The sequence below is a fragment of the Streptomyces sp. NPDC001902 genome (genome assembly GCF_042891295.1).
GTDB lineage: Bacteria > Actinomycetota > Actinomycetes > Streptomycetales > Streptomycetaceae > Actinacidiphila.
The window spans coordinates 542,439-559,345 of record NZ_JBIATA010000001.1 but is presented as its reverse complement, the minus strand read 5'-3'; the positions used below and the strand labels follow the sequence as shown (position 1 = coordinate 559,345).

Annotated in this window: 19 protein-coding genes and 1 riboswitch; of the genes, 8 read left to right on the top strand and 11 right to left on the bottom strand. The window is 73.1% G+C overall.

Going from position 1 to position 16,907, the window contains the following annotated elements; all coding sequences use genetic code 11:
- Positions 1-28: 28 nt before the first annotated feature.
- Entirely contained in the window at positions 29-202 is a 174-nt protein-coding gene (locus ACFYYN_RS02635) for a hypothetical protein (protein WP_500544406.1), read from the bottom strand.
- Between the two features lie 260 nt (positions 203-462).
- Here ACFYYN_RS02635 and ACFYYN_RS02630 point away from each other — a divergent pair, with 260 nt between their 5' ends.
- Positions 463-2,508: a HelD family protein gene (locus tag ACFYYN_RS02630; RefSeq protein WP_500544405.1), complete on the top strand. Its 2,046-nt coding sequence runs from the start codon at positions 463-465 to the stop codon at positions 2,506-2,508.
- 22 nt (positions 2,509-2,530) lie between these two features.
- On the opposite strand, the gene murQ is transcribed toward ACFYYN_RS02630, so the two are convergent.
- A complete protein-coding gene (murQ, locus tag ACFYYN_RS02625) occupies positions 2,531-3,466 on the bottom strand; it encodes an N-acetylmuramic acid 6-phosphate etherase (RefSeq protein WP_500544404.1) in 936 nt (311 codons plus the stop codon).
- A complete protein-coding gene (locus ACFYYN_RS02620) occupies positions 3,463-4,359 on the bottom strand; it encodes a MurR/RpiR family transcriptional regulator (protein WP_500544487.1) in 897 nt (298 codons plus the stop codon). Before ACFYYN_RS02620 ends, murQ begins: the two co-directional genes overlap by 4 nt.
- An 83-nt stretch (positions 4,360-4,442) precedes the next feature.
- Here ACFYYN_RS02620 and ACFYYN_RS02615 point away from each other — a divergent pair, with 83 nt between their 5' ends.
- Positions 4,443-4,829: a DUF8819 family protein gene (locus tag ACFYYN_RS02615; RefSeq protein WP_500330370.1), complete on the top strand. Its 387-nt coding sequence runs from the start codon at positions 4,443-4,445 to the stop codon at positions 4,827-4,829.
- Position 4,830: 1 nt separating this feature from the next.
- Complete coding sequence (locus ACFYYN_RS02610) at positions 4,831-5,118, top strand: DUF4031 domain-containing protein (protein WP_500330372.1); 288 nt, start codon at positions 4,831-4,833, stop codon at positions 5,116-5,118.
- A gap of 308 nt (positions 5,119-5,426) precedes the next feature.
- On the opposite strand, the gene ACFYYN_RS02605 is transcribed toward ACFYYN_RS02610, so the two are convergent.
- A complete protein-coding gene (locus tag ACFYYN_RS02605; protein WP_500322757.1) occupies positions 5,427-6,038 on the bottom strand; it encodes a maleylpyruvate isomerase family mycothiol-dependent enzyme in 612 nt (203 codons plus the stop codon).
- 91 nt (positions 6,039-6,129) lie between these two features.
- Positions 6,130-6,816 carry an HD domain-containing protein gene (locus tag ACFYYN_RS02600; protein ID WP_499512489.1) on the bottom strand — a complete coding sequence of 229 codons (687 nt, stop codon included), beginning with the start codon at positions 6,814-6,816 and terminating at the stop codon, positions 6,130-6,132.
- A 52-nt stretch (positions 6,817-6,868) separates the two neighbouring features.
- On the opposite strand from ACFYYN_RS02600, the gene ACFYYN_RS02595 reads away from it, so the two are divergent.
- Positions 6,869-7,570, top strand: a complete 702-nt coding sequence (locus tag ACFYYN_RS02595; RefSeq protein WP_500544403.1) for a copper homeostasis protein CutC — start codon at positions 6,869-6,871, stop codon at positions 7,568-7,570.
- 93 nt (positions 7,571-7,663) lie between these two features.
- Here ACFYYN_RS02595 and groL read toward each other — a convergent pair whose 3' ends face one another.
- From groL to thrC, 4 genes are all read right to left on the bottom strand, one after another.
- Positions 7,664-9,286 (bottom strand): chaperonin GroEL, encoded by a 1,623-nt coding sequence (groL, locus tag ACFYYN_RS02590; protein ID WP_499512491.1) that lies wholly within the window; start codon positions 9,284-9,286, stop codon positions 7,664-7,666.
- 361 nt (positions 9,287-9,647) lie between these two features.
- Positions 9,648-9,854 carry a cold-shock protein gene (locus tag ACFYYN_RS02585; RefSeq protein WP_005486335.1) on the bottom strand — a complete coding sequence of 69 codons (207 nt, stop codon included), beginning with the start codon at positions 9,852-9,854 and terminating at the stop codon, positions 9,648-9,650.
- A 424-nt stretch (positions 9,855-10,278) separates the two neighbouring features.
- Positions 10,279-10,557 carry a ubiquitin-like small modifier protein 1 gene (locus ACFYYN_RS02580; RefSeq protein WP_500322755.1) on the bottom strand — a complete coding sequence of 93 codons (279 nt, stop codon included), beginning with the start codon at positions 10,555-10,557 and terminating at the stop codon, positions 10,279-10,281.
- A gap of 45 nt (positions 10,558-10,602) precedes the next feature.
- Positions 10,603-11,889, bottom strand: coding sequence for a threonine synthase (gene thrC / locus ACFYYN_RS02575; protein ID WP_500544402.1), 1,287 nt, complete (start codon positions 11,887-11,889; stop codon positions 10,603-10,605).
- Between the two features lie 18 nt (positions 11,890-11,907).
- Positions 11,908-12,035, bottom strand: a riboswitch (SAM riboswitch).
- Positions 12,036-12,192: 157 nt separating this feature from the next.
- On the opposite strand from thrC, the gene ACFYYN_RS02570 reads away from it, so the two are divergent.
- Entirely contained in the window at positions 12,193-13,161 is a 969-nt protein-coding gene (locus ACFYYN_RS02570) for a glucosyl-3-phosphoglycerate synthase (protein ID WP_499516871.1), read from the top strand.
- Between the two features lie 273 nt (positions 13,162-13,434).
- On the top strand, positions 13,435-14,895 hold the full coding sequence (locus ACFYYN_RS02565) for an alpha,alpha-trehalose-phosphate synthase (UDP-forming) (protein ID WP_500544401.1): 1,461 nt from the start codon (positions 13,435-13,437) through the stop codon (positions 14,893-14,895).
- Here the strand turns inward: ACFYYN_RS02565 and ACFYYN_RS02560 are convergent.
- Both ACFYYN_RS02560 and ACFYYN_RS02555 read right to left on the bottom strand, forming a co-directional pair.
- Positions 14,892-15,293: a hypothetical protein gene (locus ACFYYN_RS02560; protein ID WP_500544400.1), complete on the bottom strand. Its 402-nt coding sequence runs from the start codon at positions 15,291-15,293 to the stop codon at positions 14,892-14,894. The genes ACFYYN_RS02565 and ACFYYN_RS02560 overlap by 4 nt on opposite strands.
- Entirely contained in the window at positions 15,290-15,682 is a 393-nt protein-coding gene (locus ACFYYN_RS02555) for an ATP-binding protein (protein WP_500544399.1), read from the bottom strand. Before ACFYYN_RS02555 ends, ACFYYN_RS02560 begins: the two co-directional genes overlap by 4 nt.
- A 115-nt stretch (positions 15,683-15,797) precedes the next feature.
- On the opposite strand from ACFYYN_RS02555, the gene ACFYYN_RS02550 reads away from it, so the two are divergent.
- Both ACFYYN_RS02550 and ACFYYN_RS02545 read left to right on the top strand, forming a co-directional pair.
- A complete protein-coding gene (locus ACFYYN_RS02550; protein WP_500544398.1) occupies positions 15,798-16,613 on the top strand; it encodes a helix-turn-helix domain-containing protein in 816 nt (271 codons plus the stop codon).
- Positions 16,610-16,810, top strand: coding sequence for a DUF397 domain-containing protein (locus ACFYYN_RS02545; protein ID WP_499512497.1), 201 nt, complete (start codon positions 16,610-16,612; stop codon positions 16,808-16,810). Before ACFYYN_RS02550 ends, ACFYYN_RS02545 begins: the two co-directional genes overlap by 4 nt.
- Positions 16,811-16,907: the final 97 nt, after the last annotated feature.

Below are 16,907 nucleotides of genomic sequence, written 5' to 3'. Positions count from 1 at the left end.
GCGGGACCGCGCCGGGAGGCCCGCCGCGTCAGTCGCGCGCGGCGGAGCCGTCCTGGCCCAGCACCACGACGCGGACGGCCGTGGCGACGTAGACCCGGACCGCGCGCAGGGCGTCCCCGACGGGGTGGACCGGATGCCGGTGCCCGGGGTCCTCGGCGATAGCGGTGCTGCCGTGGACGCGGGAGACCACTGGTCGTGCCATGCCCCCAATGTACGCATACGTGACCCTTTGGGCAGAGGTTCCGGCTACGGGCGGGGGAAAACCAGTTAGCACCTGCCGTCGCCGAGGCGTAAGATCCTGCGTCTTGCCGCCCGCCCCCTTGAGGGACGGCGCCACCGGCCGGACGGAAACCGGTCGGCCCGAGTCGTGATCCGTATCAGGACAGCGCCCCGCCCCGCGCCCCCGTGCGCGCAGGTCAGGGGCCGGCTGAGCCATGCCCTACGTGCCGCCGGAGGCAACCCGTGCCAGGGGAACAGTCCCTCACCACCGACAATCCGCTCGACCGCGAACGCTCCCACCTCGCCTCGTCCCGTTCCGCCCTGCGCGCGATGCGCGCCGACGTCGAGGCCCTCGACATCCGGGACGTCACCGCCAACTGGGTGAACGCGGAAGTGCTGCAGTCGGAGATCACCGCCCGCATCAAGGCGCTCGCGGACCTCGCCCACACCCCGCTGTTCTTCGGCCGTCTCGACTACGCGGACGGCGCCGAAGCCGGTCACCGCTTCTACATCGGCCGGCGCCACGTGCACGACGCGGACGGCGACCCCATGGTCGTCGACTGGCGCGCGCCGGTCTCCCAGCCCTTCTACCGGGCCTCCCGCACCGACCCGCAGGACGTCGCGCTGCGTCGCCGCTTCGGCTACACCGGCGGGGAGCTGACCGCGTACGAGGACGAGCACCTCACCGACCCGGACGAGGCGCAGACCTCCAGCAAGCTGCTCCAGCAGGAGATCGAGCGGCCGCGCGTCGGCCCGATGCGCGACATCGTCGCCACCATCCAGCCCGAGCAGGACGAGATCGTCCGCGCCGGGGTCGGCGGCACGGTCTGCGTGCAGGGGGCGCCCGGCACCGGGAAGACCGCCGTCGGCCTGCACCGGGTGGCGTACCTGCTCTACGCGCACCGCGAACGGCTGGCCCGCACCGGCACCCTCGTCATCGGCCCCAACGCGTCCTTCCTGCACTACATCGAGCAGGTGCTGCCCGCCCTGGGCGAGCTGAGCGTCAAGCAGGCCACCGTCGACGACCTGGTCGCCCACGTCCCGGTCAAGGGCACCGACTCGGCGGCCGCCGCCGGCGTCAAGGGCGACGCGCGCATGGCCGAGGTGCTGCGGCGCGCGGTCCGCTCCGGCATCCGGATGCCCACCGAGCCGGTGGTCGTGGTGCGCGGCTCGCGCCGCTGGCGCGTCCCGGCGTACGAACTGGAGGAGCTGGTCCGCGAGCTGATGGAGCGTGACATCCGCTACGGCGCCGCCCGCGAGGCGCTGCCGCAGCGGATCGCGCACGCCGTGCTGGTCCGGATGGAGGCGGCCGGGGAGGCCCCCGACGACCGGGTGCAGGACGCGGTCGCGCGCAACGCGGCGGTCAAGGCGGCCGTGAAGGAGGCGTGGCCGCCGGTGGACCCGGCGAAGACGGTGCTGCGGCTGCTGTCCGATCCGCAGTTCCTGGCCGTGTGCGCGGAAGGCGTGCTGACCGAGGAGGAGCAGAAGGAGATCCTCTGGGAGAAGCCCGCCCGCTCGGCCGCCTCCGCCACGTGGTCGGCCGCCGACGCCGTGCTGGTCGACGAGGCCCACGACCTGGTGCACCGCACGGCCTCGCTCGGCCACGTCGTGCTGGACGAGGCCCAGGACCTCTCCCCCATGCAGTACCGGGCGGTGGGCCGCCGCTGCTCCACCGGCTCCGCGACCGTGCTGGGCGACCTCGCCCAGGGCACCACCCCGTGGGCGACGGGGACCTGGGAGGAGGCGCTGGAGCACCTCGGCAAGCCGGGTTCGCGGGTCGAGGAACTGACCCAGGGCTTCCGCGTCCCGCTGGAGGTCATCGCCTACGCTTCCCGGCTGCTGCCCGAGATCGCACCCGGCCTGAAGGAGGCGACCTCCGTCCGGGAGAACCCGGGCGCCTTCTCGGTGACCGAGGTCCCGGCGGGCGGCCTGACCCCGGCCGTGCTCGACGCCTGCCGGCAGGCCCTGGACCGCGAGGGGTCCATCGGCCTGATCGCCGCCGACGCGCGCGTGCCCGCACTGGCCGAGGCCTTGGCGGCGGCCGGCCTGCCGTACCTGTCACCCGGTGAGGAGACCACACCCGAGGTCCGCCTCACGCTCGTCCCGGCCTCCCTGGCCAAGGGCCTGGAGTACGACTACGTCGTACTGGACGAGCCCGCCGCGGTGGTCGACGGCGAGCCCGACGAGCGCACCGGCCTGCGCCGCCTGTACGTCTCGCTGACCCGCGCCGTCTCGGGCCTGGCGGTCCTCCACGCGGCGCCCCTCCCGCAGGCGCTCCGCGCGGCGTGACCCCACGCCCGCGCGCGCAGGCTCACCCGCGGTCGTCGGCGACGGCCGCGAGCAGTGCCGCGCGCAGATGGCCGTCCGCCTCCGCCAGGAGCCGGGCGGCCGTCGGGGCGTCCACGCCGCCGAGGACGACGAGGACGGCGTTCTTGACCTCGCCGCCGGCGGCGGTGAGGGCGGCCTCGATCTCGTCGTCGGGCGCGCCGGTGGCCAGGGCCACGATCCGCCGGGACCGGGCGCGCAGCTTGTCGTTGGAGGCGCGCACGTCGACCATCAGGTTCCCGTACGTCTTGCCCAGCCTGATCATCGTGATCGTCGACAGCATGTTGAGGACGAGTTTCTGCGCCGTGCCCGCCTTCAGCCGGGTGGAGCCGGTGAGGAACTCCGGGCCGGTGAGGACCTCGATGCCGTGGTCGGCCGCGGCGGCCAGCGCGGAGCCCGGGTTGCAGGACAGTCCGACGGTCAGCGCGCCCAGCGCGCGGGCGTGCTCCACGGCGCCGACGGCGTACGGGGTGCGGCCGGAGGCGGAGACCCCGACCACGGTGTCGTCCGGGCCGATCCCGAGGGCGTCCAGGTCGGCGGCGGCCAGTTCCCCGCTGTCCTCGGCGCCCTCGACCGCGTCCACGATCGCCGTGGGCCCGCCCGCGATGAGGCCGCTGACCTGGCCCGGCGCGGTGTTGAAGGTCGGCGGGCACTCGCTGGCGTCGAGCACGCCGAGCCGTCCCGCGGTGCCCGCGCCCGCGTAGACCAGGCGGCCGCCGCGGGCCATGCGCGCGGCGATGCCGTCGACGGCGGCGGCGATGACGGGCAGTTGCTCGGCGACGGCGGCCGCCACGGTGCCGTCCTCGGCGTTCATCAGCCGGGCGATGTCGAGCGTCGCGAGCCGGTCGACCTCGGCGAGCTCGGCACGGAAGGCCTCGGTTCCGAGGTGGTCCAGCTCGCGACGGAGCTCGGCGTGCGTCATTGCGGGTGATTCCTTCGCGGGCTGTGGCGGTGGGCGAGGGCTTCGTACGAGGCGGACAGGGCCGGGGCCGCGGTGTCGTACGTGCGCTGGGCGACCCCGACGAACAGGCAGTCCACCACCAGCAGCTGGCTGGTGCGGCTGGCCATGGCGGCCGGGCGCAGTTCGCTCTCCCGGCCGCTGGAGGTGAGCAGCACGTGGTCGGCGTACTGGGTGACGGTGCCGTCCACCCGGCCGGTCACGGCGATGGTGGTAGCGCCCCGGTCGAAGGCGGCGCGCAGCGGCTCGACCACGTCGTGGGTGTGGCCGGAGTGCGTGATGGCCACGGCGACGTCGCCCTGGCGCAGCTGGACCGCGTTGGTGAGGGTGAGGTGCGGGTCCCCCAGGGCGTGCGCCACCAGGCCTATCCGCAGCAGCTTCTGCACCAGGTCCTGGGCGACCAGGCTGGACGCCCCGATCCCGTAGACGTCGATGCGGCGGGCGGCGGCCAGCGCGGCCACGGCCGCCTCCAGCTGGGTCACGTCCAGCTGGGCGGCGGTGTCGGCCAGGCACCGCTGCTCGTCCAGCGCGAGTTTGGCGACCACGTCGGCCAGCGGGTCGTCCACCGCGATGTCCGGGGTGACGGCGGGCGGTGCCCCCGCCTCCACGCGGGCGGCCAGCGCGGCCAGCGCGAGCCGCAGGTCCCGGTAGCCGGGGTAGCCCAGCACGCGCGCGGTGCGCACCACGGTGGCCTCGCTCGTCCCCGTACGGGCCGCGAGCGCCGTCACGGTGAGCCGGGAGCAGCCCGCCGGGTCCGCGGCCACGGCCTCCGCGACCCGCTGCATCGACCGGGTCATGGACGGGGCCATGGTCCTGACCTTGGCGGCCAGCCCACCCGTGTTGAAGGTTTCCTTCATCTTCTCGGCCACGGACGAAAGCTATTTTCACCTCCTGACGGCGTCAAGGACGCCTGCGCGGCGGTTGGTCCACAATGGGGGCCATGGATCCTGACGCACCCGGTTCCTCCGCCGGCCTGGAGGCGGCCCTGCACAGCGCCCGCGCGCTCGTCCTCGCCGACCTGACCGCGACCGGCGTCGCCGACGCACACATCGTCTCGCTCGTCGAGGACGCCGTCTCCCAGCGCCGCTGGTGGGTGGAGCAGTGGCCCGACGGCGCCGCGTTCGTCGCGGGGCTGGTCGCCCAGGACGTCAAGGACGCCCTGCTCGAACGCATGGGCCGCTGGCCGCTCTGCCCTCGCTGCGCCGACCCGCACGCCCTCGACGTGGAGCCCGAACTCGGCCCCGACCCGCACTGGGTGTGCGAGTCGCTCGGCGAGGCCGTCGCCCCCGTGGGCGGCCTGTCCGCGACCCTCGGCGGGCCCCGCTGACGTGACCGTCTACATCGACCCGCCGACCTGGCCGGGCCACGGCCGCATGTGGTCCCACATGGTGAGCGACACCTCGTACGAGGAGCTCCACGCCTTCGCCGCCGCCATCGGCGCCCCCCGCCGCGCCTTCGACGCCGACCACTACGACGTCCCCAGCGAGCGCTACGCCTCGGCCGTCGCCGCGGGCGCCGTCGAGGTCGGCAGCAAGGAACTGCTGCGCCACCTCACCGAGGCCGGCCTGCGCCGCCCCAAGCGCAGGTCCCCCCAGGGTGAGGCCGGCAGGACCTAGGCGGTGTCGTCACATGCCCTCCCCCAACCTTCGGCCGGGGGTGCCCCCACCCCGCGCCGCTCCCCCCGCTGGCGCTGGGAGGTGCCCCCAGGCACGGCACTCCCCCAGCCTCCGGCCCGGGGGAGTCGTCGCATCGTCCGAGTAGCCCACCACGAGGACGGCTCTCCGCCTTGCGATGCACCGCACCTGGGGGCCCCAGCGGAGCTGGGGGAGCCGCTGGGCCCGCCCTTCGGGCGGTGGGGGCACCCCCAACGGAGCTGGGGGAGTTCATGTGACGACACGGCCTAGGTGCATCGACCCGGCCCCGCTCACAGCGGCTCGCCCTCCAGCCGGCCGGCGGGGAGCCGGCGCCCGCACATCGCCAGGGCCAGGTCCTCGCCGGTGCCCCGCAGTTCCGGGCCGGAACCGTAAGACCAGTCCTGGTCGGTGGCCCGCAGCAGCCGGCCCTCGACGGCGACGCCGAAGTGCGCGTGCCCACCGCCCGCGGTGAGGTCGTCGAGGAGGATGCCGAGGGTCTCCCCCGGGACGCGGCGCCCCGTGCCGAGCGGCACGGTGATGTCCAGCCCGTGGATCACCACGTGGTTGAGCGCGCCGTGGGCACCGCCGCCCGGTGGCTGCCACCGCCCCATCACCTCGGAGCGCAGACAGCCGACCAGTTCCCCGGTGGGCAGTGCGCCGTCCCGCTCGGCGACGGCGTCGGACAGCCGGGTGAAGTCGAAGCCGTGCTCGGCGAGGAGCGCCATGAACGCCTCCTGCGAGTAGCGCGCCGCCATCGTCATGTGCGCCACGACCTCGCGCACCCGCCAGCCCTCGCAGAGCGAGGGGGTGTCCCACCACGCGGCGGGGGCCCCGTCGAGCAGGTCGGCCAGGTCCCTGAACTCGGCCGCGACGGCGGCCTGCACCTGCGTGTCGTCGGTCATCGCTGTCGTACCCCTTCGTCGCGTGCCGCGGGCGGCTCCCCGCACGGACAAGACCGCCCGCGCGCACCGGAGTCATCGGTTCGCGCCGCAGTCATCGACGGGCGTCGTCCACGTCGCCGGGGGCGAGCAGTTCCAGCTCGGTGGTGAGGTTGCGCCGGGCGGTGGCCTCCCAGCGCCCGTACGCCTCCGGCGTGCGGAACAGCCGGGGCAGCCGCAGGAGCTGGCGCAGGACGTCGGCGCGGCCGGCGCGGAAGGCGTCGTCGGGGACGAAGCCGTACTCCTCGCGGACGGCGGCCGCGTACTCGGCGTAGGCGGTGGGGTCGCCGGCGAGGACGGCCAGGTCGGCGTCGCTGAGGACCTCGCCGTCCCGGTCGCCCTCGGCGGGATGGTGGGTGACGGTGAGCCGGACCAGGCGGGCGACCTCGGCGGTGATCGCGTCCGGGACCCCGGCCTCGGGGAGCGCGCGTTCGGCGAGCCGGGCACTGCGCTCCTCGTTCTCCGAGCGGTCGGGCCGGTAGACGGCGTCGTGGAACCAGGCGGCGAGCAGCACGGCGTCCGGGTCCTCGGCGTGCCCGGCGAGGGCCTCGACGTGGTCGAGGACGGCGGTGAGGTGGGTGGTGGTGTGGTAGCGGCGGTGCGGCTCGGCCCAGCGGGCGATCAGGTCCTTGCCGTACGGCACCGGGTCGACGGACTCCGTCTGGCAGCGGCGCAGCAGGTCGCACCAGCGGGCGAGGAGGGCGGAGCCGGTTTCGGGTGCGGTGTCAGCCATGAAGGTCATTGTGCGGTACGGGGGGTCGCGGGCACCTGCGGGCATGTGACACCCTAGAGATATGTCTAGACCAATTTTCGAAGTGATCGCGCTCGACGCCGACGACGCCCTCGCGGCCCGGACGGGCGGCGCGGACCGCCTCGAACTGGTCACGGACATGGCCGCGGACGGCCTGACGCCGTCCCTGGAGACCTTCGCCGCCGTCCGGGCCGCGGTGGACATCCCGGTCCGGGTGATGCTGCGGGCCCGCGCCGACTTCGCCGTGGGGGGCACCCGCGAGACGGACGCGCTCTGCGCCGCCGCCGCGGCGCTGCGCGGCGAGGGCGCCGACGAGTTCGTGCTCGGGTTCCTCGACGCGTCGGGCGCGCCGGACCTGGCCGCCGTGCGCCTGCTGGTCGACGCGATCGGTTCCGGTGCCCGCTGGACCTTCCACCGTGCCATCGACCACTCCGCCGACCGGGAGGGCGTGCGCTCGGCGGTGCGCGGGCTGCCCGGGCTGGACACCTTCCTCACGGCGGGCTCCGCGCGCGGGGTGGACGCCGGGCTCGGCCATCTGCTGGCGGAGGCGGGCCGTCCCGGCGAGCCCCAGCTCATGGTGGGCGGCGGGCTCCGCGCGGAGCACCTGCCGCGGCTGCTCGCGGGCGGCATCGACGCCTTCCACGTCGGGGGCGCGGTCCGCCCCGGCGGCTGGGCCGGGCCGGTCGACGCCGAGGCGGTGCGCACCTGGCGCGATCTGCTCGACGCACCGGTCGCCGTCCCGTGACCGGGCGGCAGCCGGAAACGCCCGAGGGCGGTACCCCGCGTGGGGTACCGCCCTCGGTCTTCTGCCGTGGTGCGGAGTCCTGATCCCGGAGGATCAGAAGTCCATGTCACCGCCGGGCATGCCGCCGCCGGCCGGCGCAGCGGCCTTCTCCGGCTTGTCGGCGATGACGGCCTCGGTGGTGAGGAAGAGCGCGGCGATGGAGGCCGCGTTCTGCAGCGCGGAGCGCGTGACCTTGGCGGGGTCGATGATGCCCTCGCCGATCAGGTCGACGTACTCGCCCGTGGCGGCGTTGAGGCCGTGGCCCGGGGTCAGGTTGCGCACCTTCTCCACCACGACGCCACCCTCGAGGCCGGCGTTGACGGCGATCTGCTTCAGCGGGGCCTCCAGGGCCAGCTTCACGATCGCGGCACCGGTGGCCTCGTCGCCGTCGAGCTCGAGCTTCTCGAAGACGTTGGACGCCTGGAGCAGGGCCACGCCACCACCGGCGACGATGCCCTCCTCGACGGCGGCCTTGGCGTTGCGCACCGCGTCCTCGATGCGGTGCTTGCGCTCCTTGAGCTCGACCTCGGTGGCGGCACCGGCCTTGATGACGGCCACGCCGCCGGCCAGCTTCGCCAGACGCTCCTGGAGCTTCTCGCGGTCGTAGTCCGAGTCGCTGTTCTCGATCTCGGCACGGATCTGGTTGACGCGGCCCTGGATCTGGTCCTGGTCGCCGGCGCCGTCCACGATCGTGGTCTCGTCCTTGGTGACGACGACCTTGCGGGCGCGGCCGAGCAGGTCGAGACCGGCGTTCTCCAGCTTGAGGCCGACCTCCTCGGAGATGACGGTGCCACCGGTGAGGATGGCGATGTCACCGAGCATGGCCTTGCGGCGGTCGCCGAAGCCCGGGGCCTTGACCGCGACGGACTTGAAGGTGCCGCGGATCTTGTTGACGACCAGGGTCGACAGCGCCTCGCCGTCGACGTCCTCGGCGATGATCAGCAGCGGCTTGCCGGACTGCATGACCTTCTCCAGCAGCGGGAGCAGGTCCTTGACCGAGGAGATCTTGGAGTTGACGATCAGGATGTACGGGTCGTCGAAGGACGTCTCCATACGCTCCAGGTCGGTGGCGAAGTACGCCGAGATGTAGCCCTTGTCGAAGCGCATGCCCTCGGTGAGCTCCAGCTCCAGACCGAAGGTCTGGGACTCCTCGACGGTGATGACGCCTTCCTTGCCGACCTTGTCCATCGCCTCGGCGATGAGCTCGCCGATCTGCGGGTCGGCGGCGGAGATGGAGGCGGTGGAGGCGATCTGCTCCTTGGTCTCCACGTCCTTCGCCTGCTCCAGCAGGGCGGCGGAGACGGCCTCGACGGCCTTCTCGATGCCGCGCTTGAGCGCCATCGGGTTGGCGCCGGCGGCGACGTTGCGCAGGCCCTCGCGGACCAGCGCCTGGGCGAGGACGGTCGCGGTCGTCGTGCCGTCACCGGCGACGTCGTCCGTCTTCTTCGCGACCTCCTTGACCAGCTCGGCGCCGATCTTCTCGTACGGGTCCTCGAGCTCGATCTCCTTGGCGATGGACACACCATCGTTGGTGATCGTGGGGGCGCCCCACTTCTTCTCGAGGACGACGTTGCGGCCCTTGGGGCCAAGGGTGACCTTGACGGCGTCGGCGAGCTGGTTCATCCCGCGCTCGAGACCGCGCCGTGCCTCCTCGTCGAACGCGATGATCTTGGCCATGTGAAGTGGTCCTCCCGGACTTGGGGTCCCCCCGCGGCACAGGGCTGCGGGGAAGGATTACTCCAGGACCGTGCCGGCGCCCGCGACGGACGGCCTGCCCTCCCGCCGGTTCCTTTACGACGGTCGAGCGGGCCTCACCCACTCGGTCCTTTGTCACTCTCAACGTCAGAGTGCTAACGCCAATGATTAGCACTCGCCCCAGGAGAGTGCAAGCCGCTTGGCCGGGGTCGTGGACAACCCGCAGGTCGGGTCCGCGGCCGCCCCGGACAGCACGAAGGCCCGCCCCCGTGCGGGGGCGGGCCTCGACGCGTACGTTTGAGCGGCCGTACGCGAAAGTGCTCCGTGGCCGATGCGCGGCGCGTCAGCCGGCTGCGAGACGGACCATGTCCGCCTGCGGCCCCTTCTGGCCCTGCGAGATCTCGAACTCGACCCGCTGACCTTCCTCGAGGGTGCGGTAGCCGTCCATCTGGATCGCGCTGTAGTGCACGAAGACGTCCGCACCACCGTCGACCGCGATGAAGCCGTAGCCCTTCTCCGCGTTGAACCACTTGACGGTGCCCTGAGCCATTCCTAACTCCCCTATTGCTGGCCCTTCGCAGACCCGCACCTCGCGGACCCGGGTCAGACCTCACCCCCTACAGCCAAGGGGGCGTGCGCCGGAACGCGTCGACCGCGGCTGAATGTATCTGCCCGGACGCTGTCTGCAACAGGTCAATCGGACGAGAATTCCGGGCACGGAGAATCGGAAGAAGAGCCTGATCGGCGAATAATCCGGGGCAACTCGGACCGGACATAAGCGGCCAACGCGACAAACGCGACGTGAATTTGGCGATAAATCGTCGACAAGGCCACCCCGGGGAAGAGGGGTTGCGCAGAGCGTTGCAGGGAGTTGCGAGCCGTCGAGGGCAACTGTACAGGCCTTCAACTACCGCTCCGCACACAGGGGGTGCGGGTGGTCCCCGGCACCCCCTGTCGCCCGCGGGCCGTGCGGCTCAGCAGCCTCCGGCGACCGCCGGGATGATCGAGACGGACGCGCCCTCGCCCACCGTGGTCTGCAGACCCTCGGAGAAGCGGACGTCGTCGTCGTTGACGTAGACGTTCACGAAACGGCGCAGCTTGCCCGTGTCGTCCAGGACCCGCGCGGAGATGCCGGGGTGGCTCTGCTCCAGCGAGTCGATGACCTCGGCCAGGGTGCCGCCCTCGGCGGGGACCTCGGCACGGCCGCCGGTGTAGGTGCGGAGGATGGTCGGGATGCGGACGGTAGCGCTCATGATGCTGGGTTCACCTTCAGTCTGGGTCGGCCGGTGCGGTCGGGGTCAGCCCGCCAGGCCTGCGGCGCGGAACGCGTCGAGGCTCGGGCGGATGGTGGCCGTGGGGCGGGAGGTCGGTGCGACGGCGTCCAGCGTCTTGAGGCCGTCGCCGGTGTTGAGGACGACGGTCTCACCGGCCGGGTCGAGCTGCCCGTTCTCGATGAGCTTGCGCAGCACGCCGACCGTCACGCCGCCGGCCGTCTCGGCGAAGATCCCCTCGGTCCGGGCGAGCAGCTGGATGGCGTCCACCACCTGCTCGTCGGTGACGTCCTCGACGGCGCCGCCCGTGCGGCGGGCGATGTCCAGCACGTACGGGCCGTCGGCCGGGTTGCCGATGGCCAGCGACTTGGCGATCGTGTTCGGCTTCTGCGGGCGCACCACGTCGTGGCCGGCCTTGAAGGCGGTCGAGACCGGGGAGCAGCCCTCGGCCTGCGCCCCGTAGATGCGGTAGGGCTTCTCCTCCACCAGGCCGAGCTTGATCAGCTCCCGCAGCCCCTTGTCGATCTTCGTCAGCTGCGAGCCCGAGGCGATCGGGATGACGATGTTGTCCGGCAGGCGCCAGCCCAGCTGCTCGCAGATCTCGTACGCGAGCGTCTTGGAGCCCTCGCCGTAGTAGGGGCGCAGGTTGACGTTGACGAAGCCCCAGCCCTCGCCGATCGGGTCGCCGATCAGCTCGCTGCAGAAGCGGTTGACGTCGTCGTAGGTGCCCTCGATGCCGACCAGCTCGCCGCCGTAGACCGCGGCCATGACGACCTTGCCCTCCTCCAGGTCGTGCGGGATGAACACGCACGAGTGGAAGCCGGCCCGGGCGGCCGCGGCGCCCACGGCGCCGGCCAGGTTGCCGGTGGAGGAGCAGGACAGGGTGGTGAGGCCGAAGGTGCGGGCGGCCTCCAGGGCGATGGCGACGACCCGGTCCTTGAAGGAGTGGGTCGGGTTGCCGGAGTCGTCCTTGACGTGCAGGCCGCCGGTGACGCCCAGTTCGCGGGCGAGGTTGTCCGCCTTGACCAGCTTGGTGAAGCCCGGGTTGAGGTTGGGCTTGGAGGCCACGTCCGCGGGGACGGGCAGCAGCGGCGCGTAGCGCCAGATGTTGTCCGGCCCGGACTCGATCCGCTTGCGGAGGGTCTCGGGGTCGCCGCCCGGGAGGTCGTACGCCACTTCGAGCGGCCCGAAACAGACCTCGCAGGCGAAGATGGGTTCCAGCGGGAAACGCTCACCGCACTCGCGGCAGGAGAGCGCGGACGCGGGGCCGAAGGCGGAATCGGTGGACGCGGGTGCAACGGTCTGCGCAGCCATGTCAGGCGAGGCCCTTTCTCCTCATCTTCCTCACGGCGCATTTCGCCGCGAGACGGAATTGGCACCTTCCCCACCTGGACCTCGCGGTCGGCGGGAGGGTTGCCGGGGCTTCAACGGGCCGTTCCCTCTGCCCCTCTGGATGAGCGGTATGGCACCGGGCGCAGGGCCCGGGCATTTGTCGGACGGGGCGCGATCACCGCGGACATACGATGGTCATGCCTCGTGTTCAAGACTGTAACCGACGACCTCGAACCTGGTCATGGGCCGTCCGTCCTGCGAGACGGGCAGAAACGGAGCAACCCGGTGCTCGACGAGGTGGCCGGCTGGCTGCAGCGGCGGTCCTGGACCGCCGACCACAGGCCCCTGCCGCAACTGCTCGCCGCCAAGCGCGCCGCGGGCGCGCGCGGCACGGTCAGCGTCGTGCTGCCCGCCCTCGACGAGGAGGCCACGGTCGGGGCGATCGTCGGGACGATCCGCCGCGAGCTGATGAGCGAGGCGGTGCCGCTGGTCGACGAACTCGTCGTGCTGGACTCCGGGTCGACCGACCGCACGGCCGAGGTCGCCGCGGCCGCGGGCGCGGTCGTCGTCCACCGGGACGAGGTGCTCCCGCGGCTGCCCGCGCTGCCCGGCAAGGGCGAGGTCCTGTGGCGCTCGCTGCTCGTGACGCGCGGGGAGATCGTCTGCTTCGTCGACTCCGACCTGCGCGAGTTCGACGCGCGGTTCGTGTCGGGGATCGTCGGGCCGCTGCTCACGGACCCGGACGTGCAGCTGGTCAAGGCGATGTACGACCGGCCCCTGGAGACCGGCGGCACGGTGGTCCCGGCCGGCGGGGGCCGGGTGACGGAGCTGGTGGCGCGGCCGCTGCTCAACCTGCACTGGCCGCAGCTGGCGGGTTTCGTCCAGCCGCTGGGCGGCGAGTACGCGGCGCGCCGCTCGCTGCTGGAGCGGCTGCCGTTCCCCGTCGGGTACGGGGTCGAGCTCGGGCTGCTGGTGGACGCGCTCAACACGGTCGGGCTCGACGCGCTGGCCCAGGTCGACGTGGGGGTCCGGCACCACCGGCACCAGGACGGCCAGGCACTGGGCCGCATGGCCGCGGCGATCTACCGGACGGCGCAGATCCGCTTGGCCAGGGGCCATCTCGTGCGGCCCGTCCTCACGCAGTTCGACCGCTCCCCGGACGGCGGTTTCGAGCCCCGCGTCCACGAGGTCGCGACGGATGAGCGCCCCCCGATGCGGACGGTCCCCGAATACGCCCACCGCGCGGTGGCGTGACGCCTGACCCGGGGTTTGTGGGCAGGCGGTCCGCCGCCAGGCGGAACGGGTAGGCACAAACCCCCGACGGCGCCGCGCCTGTGCGGTACCGCGGGTGTCGTCGGCGTGTGCACGCCGGTGGGTGGGGTGCGCCCACCCGTCCCGCCCAGCGGGACGACTGCCCGCAACCCCCCAGGCCGAACCCGCGGCGACCCGCAACAGGTCACGGCCGGAAACCCCCGGCTGGGCTAGCTCGTACGTTTGCGGCCGGGGATGCGTGGCTAGGCTGGCCGCATGGTCGCATCGCATGCCGCGCGCGTACTGGTCGCGTCCAACCGCGGCCCCGTGTCGTACAGCCTCCGCGAGGACGGCACGCTCACCGCCCGCCGCGGCGGCGGCGGACTCGTGTCGGGCCTGAGCGCGATCGGGCCGGACGCGGACGCCGTCTGGGTCTGCGCGGCGCTCGGCGAGGGGGACCGGGCCGCCGTCCTGCGCAGTTCCGGGGGCACGGGCCGGCTGCCCACCGCCGACACCGGCGGCCAGCACGTACGGATGCTGGACATCCCGGCGGACACCTTCGCGTCGGCCTACAACGGCATCGCCAACTCGGTGCTGTGGTTCATCCACCACATGCTGTTCCAGACCCCGCTGGAACCCGTCTTCGACGAGGACTTCCGCGAGCAGTGGGCGGCGTACGTGGCGTACAACGCCGCCTTCGCCGACGCGCTGGCCGACGAGGCGGGCCAGGGCGCGGCCGTCCTGGTGCAGGACTACCACCTGGCGCTGGTGCCGCAGCTGCTCCGCTCGCGCCGCCCCGACCTGCGCATCGGCCACTTCTCGCACACCCCGTGGGCCCCGCCGGACTACTTCCGCCTGCTGCCCGACGACGTCGCCGCGGAGGTGCTGAGCGGCATCCTCGGCGCCGACCGGGCCGGCTTCCTGACCCGGCGCTGGGCGGACGCCTTCGCCGCGTGCTGCGCCGACGTCCTGGGCGCCTCCGTCATCCGTGACGAGGGCAGCCTCACGATCACCTACAAGGGCCGCACCACGCGGATCGGGGTGCACGGCCTCGGCGCGGACGCCGACTTCCTGCGGGAGCGGGCGCACCAGCCGGACGTGGACGAGCGCCTGGCGTCGCTGCAGGAGGCCGTGGGCGGTCCGGACCGCAAGGTCATCGTGCGCGTGGACCGCACCGAGCTGTCGAAGAACATCATCCGCGGCCTGCTCGCGTACGCGCAGCTGCTGCGCGACCACCCCGAATGGCAGGGGCGCGTGGTGCACATCGCCTTCGCCTACCCCTCCCGTCACGACCTGGCCGTATACCGGGAGTACACGGACGAGGTCTCCGACCTGGCCGAGGAGATCAACGAGGAGTTCGCCACGCCGGGCTGGCAGCCGGTGGTCCTGCACGTCAAGGACGACTTCGCGCGCTCCCTGGCCGCCTACCGCCTGGCGGACGTCGCGCTGGTCAACCCGATCCGCGACGGCATGAACCTGGTGGCCAAGGAGATCCCGGTCGTCTCGGACGACGGCGTGGCGCTGGTGCTCTCCCGCGAGGCGGGGGCGTACGAGGAGCTGGCCGACGACGCGTTCGTGGTCAACCCGTACGACATCCGGGCCACGGCCAACGCCCTCCACCAGGCGCTGTCCGTCTCGCACGGCGAGCGGGCCGAGGCCACCAAGCGACTCGCGGCGGCCTCGACGGCGCTCCCCCCGCAACAGTGGTTCCTGGACCAGCTGCGGGCGCTGGGCTAGGAACGTGAGCGCGCCCGCCGGCTGATCCCCAGCCGGATGCGTCCGGCGGTCGTGCCCAGGGCGAGGTAGGTCTCCACCTCCGGCAGCGGCGCGCGGCGGGCGAGCGGGTCCAGCCCCACGACGAGCGCGACCGGTCCGCCGCCCGAGACGAAGGCGGACCACCGGTCCCCGGCCGCGACCTCCAGCAGCGGGCCGCCGTCCGGGCCGCGCACCGTGGCCCGCCCGGGACGCGGGACGGCGATCCGCTCGCCGAGCTCCGGCAGCCGCCGCCCGGGCTCGGCGAGCCCGAGGAGCGCGGCAAGTTCCTCCGTCCCGCTCCCGTGCGGATGGGCCAGCAGCAGGAACGCCACCGGCCCGAACGCCGTGTCGTCCAGCCAGGTCCACGAGCCGGGCCTCACCGCAGCACCACCCACACCTGCTTGCCGTCGGGGGTCGGCCGCACGCCCCACCGGTGCGCCGCCGCCGCGATCAGGTGCAGGCCGCGCCCGCGTTCGGCCGCCCAGTCCGGCAGCCCGGGGGCCGGGACCGGCAGGACGGGGGAGCGGTCGCTGACCGTGGCCCGCACGCCCTCCGCGGCCAGGTCGTCCAGGGTCAGCTCGCACTCGGGGGATCCCGCGTGCCGGTGCACGTTGGCGAGTATCTCCGTGACGCACAGCGCGGCGGCGGACGCCAGGTCCTCGCGCCCCCAGGCGCGGAGCTGTTCGCGTACGGCCCGGCGGACCTCGGCGATGCGGGCGGGCTCGGCGACGACGCGCATCGCCGCCGCGGGTGGGGATTCCTGCGTCATGGGTCCAACGGTTCCGTGCCGTGGCTAGCCTGACCAGGGCGGACCTGACCCCGGATCAGTTGTGTCGGGACCGGTCCGCGGCTGTGTACGGCGTGTGTACCGGGGAGGTGGTGCCGTGTCCGCGAAGGGCGAGGGCTCGGCCAGCATGCGGATGTTCGGTTCCGTGGCACGGTCCCTGCGGGAGGCCCGTGGGGTGTCGACCGACGAACTGGCCGCGCACGTCGGCTATTCGAAGTCGCTGGTGGTCAAGATCGAGCGCGGCGAGCGGATGCCGCCGCCGGCGTTCGTGGAGCGGGCGGGAACCCTGCTGGACGACGGCGGCGGGGTGCTGCGGTCCGCGGCGCGTCATCTCGAACGGGCGGAGTTCCCCTCCTGGTTCGAGGAGTACGCGGAGCTGGAGCGCGCGGTGGTGAGCCTCTACACCTACGACACGCAGGTCATCAACGGCCTGCTGCAGACCGAGGAGTACGCCCGCGTGGTGCTCGGCGCCTACTGCCCGACCCTGGAGACGGAGGAGGTCGAGCGCCGGGTGCGGGCCCGGCTGGCCCGGCAGGCACTGCTGACCCGCGCCCCGGCGCCGCAGCTCGCCTTCGTCATCGAGGAGTGGGTGCTGCGGCGTCCGGTCGGCGGACGGGCGGTGCACCGGCGCCAGTTGGAACGGCTGGTGGAGGCCGCGGCGCTGCGCCACGTCACGGTCCAGGTGATGCCGCTCTCCCATGAGGCCCACGCGGGCTTCGACGGACCGATGCACCTGCTGGAGACCCACGATCTGCGGCTGCTCGCCTATCTCGAAGTCCAGGGCCGCAGCGTGCTGGCGCACGGCCGGGACGAGGTCAGCAAACTCCACCAGCGCTATGCGATGATCCGCTCACAGGCCCTCAGCGTGGGGGACTCCGCCAGAGTGATCGAGCAGATTGCGGGGGAGCTATGACGTCCCAACTCGCCTGGTTCACGAGCAGTTACAGCGGCAGCGAGGGCGGTGCCTGCGTCGAGGTGGCCCACGCCCCGGGCGCCGTGCACGTACGGGACTCCAAGGACCCCGCCGGGCCCGCGCTCGCCTTCACCGGCGAGGCGTGGACGGCGTTCGTCTCCTTCGTCGCCGACAACACCGGGACACCGGTAGAGTAATCGGCCGATCACCCTTCGTGCCCAGCGCATGAAGCGGCCCCCAGTGGTGCGCCAACACCGGCCGGGGGCCTACACCTACGAGGCTTACACAGGAGCC

What these genes read in the sequence shown, in the direction of transcription:
- ACFYYN_RS02635 (WP_500544406.1), bottom strand. Translation starts at nt 202, where the DNA reads ATGGCACGACCAGTGGTCTCCCGCGTCCACGGCAGCACCGCTATCGCC.
- murQ (WP_500544404.1), bottom strand. Translation starts at nt 3,466, where the DNA reads ATGACGCACGCCGAGCTCCGTCGCGAGCTGGACCACCTCGGAACCGAG.
- ACFYYN_RS02620 (WP_500544487.1), bottom strand. Translation starts at nt 4,359, where the DNA reads ATGAAGGAAACCTTCAACACGGGTGGGCTGGCCGCCAAGGTCAGGACC.
- ACFYYN_RS02615 (WP_500330370.1), top strand. Translation starts at nt 4,443, where the DNA reads ATGGATCCTGACGCACCCGGTTCCTCCGCCGGCCTGGAGGCGGCCCTG.
- ACFYYN_RS02605 (WP_500322757.1), bottom strand. Translation starts at nt 6,038, where the DNA reads ATGACCGACGACACGCAGGTGCAGGCCGCCGTCGCGGCCGAGTTCAGG.
- ACFYYN_RS02600 (WP_499512489.1), bottom strand. Translation starts at nt 6,816, where the DNA reads ATGACCTTCATGGCTGACACCGCACCCGAAACCGGCTCCGCCCTCCTC.
- ACFYYN_RS02595 (WP_500544403.1), top strand. Translation starts at nt 6,869, where the DNA reads ATGTCTAGACCAATTTTCGAAGTGATCGCGCTCGACGCCGACGACGCC.
- groL (WP_499512491.1), bottom strand. Translation starts at nt 9,286, where the DNA reads ATGGCCAAGATCATCGCGTTCGACGAGGAGGCACGGCGCGGTCTCGAG.
- ACFYYN_RS02585 (WP_005486335.1), bottom strand. Translation starts at nt 9,854, where the DNA reads ATGGCTCAGGGCACCGTCAAGTGGTTCAACGCGGAGAAGGGCTACGGC.
- ACFYYN_RS02580 (WP_500322755.1), bottom strand. Translation starts at nt 10,557, where the DNA reads ATGAGCGCTACCGTCCGCATCCCGACCATCCTCCGCACCTACACCGGC.
- thrC (WP_500544402.1), bottom strand. Translation starts at nt 11,889, where the DNA reads ATGGCTGCGCAGACCGTTGCACCCGCGTCCACCGATTCCGCCTTCGGC.
- ACFYYN_RS02565 (WP_500544401.1), top strand. Translation starts at nt 13,435, where the DNA reads ATGGTCGCATCGCATGCCGCGCGCGTACTGGTCGCGTCCAACCGCGGC.
- ACFYYN_RS02555 (WP_500544399.1), bottom strand. Translation starts at nt 15,682, where the DNA reads ATGACGCAGGAATCCCCACCCGCGGCGGCGATGCGCGTCGTCGCCGAG.
- ACFYYN_RS02545 (WP_499512497.1), top strand. Translation starts at nt 16,610, where the DNA reads ATGACGTCCCAACTCGCCTGGTTCACGAGCAGTTACAGCGGCAGCGAG.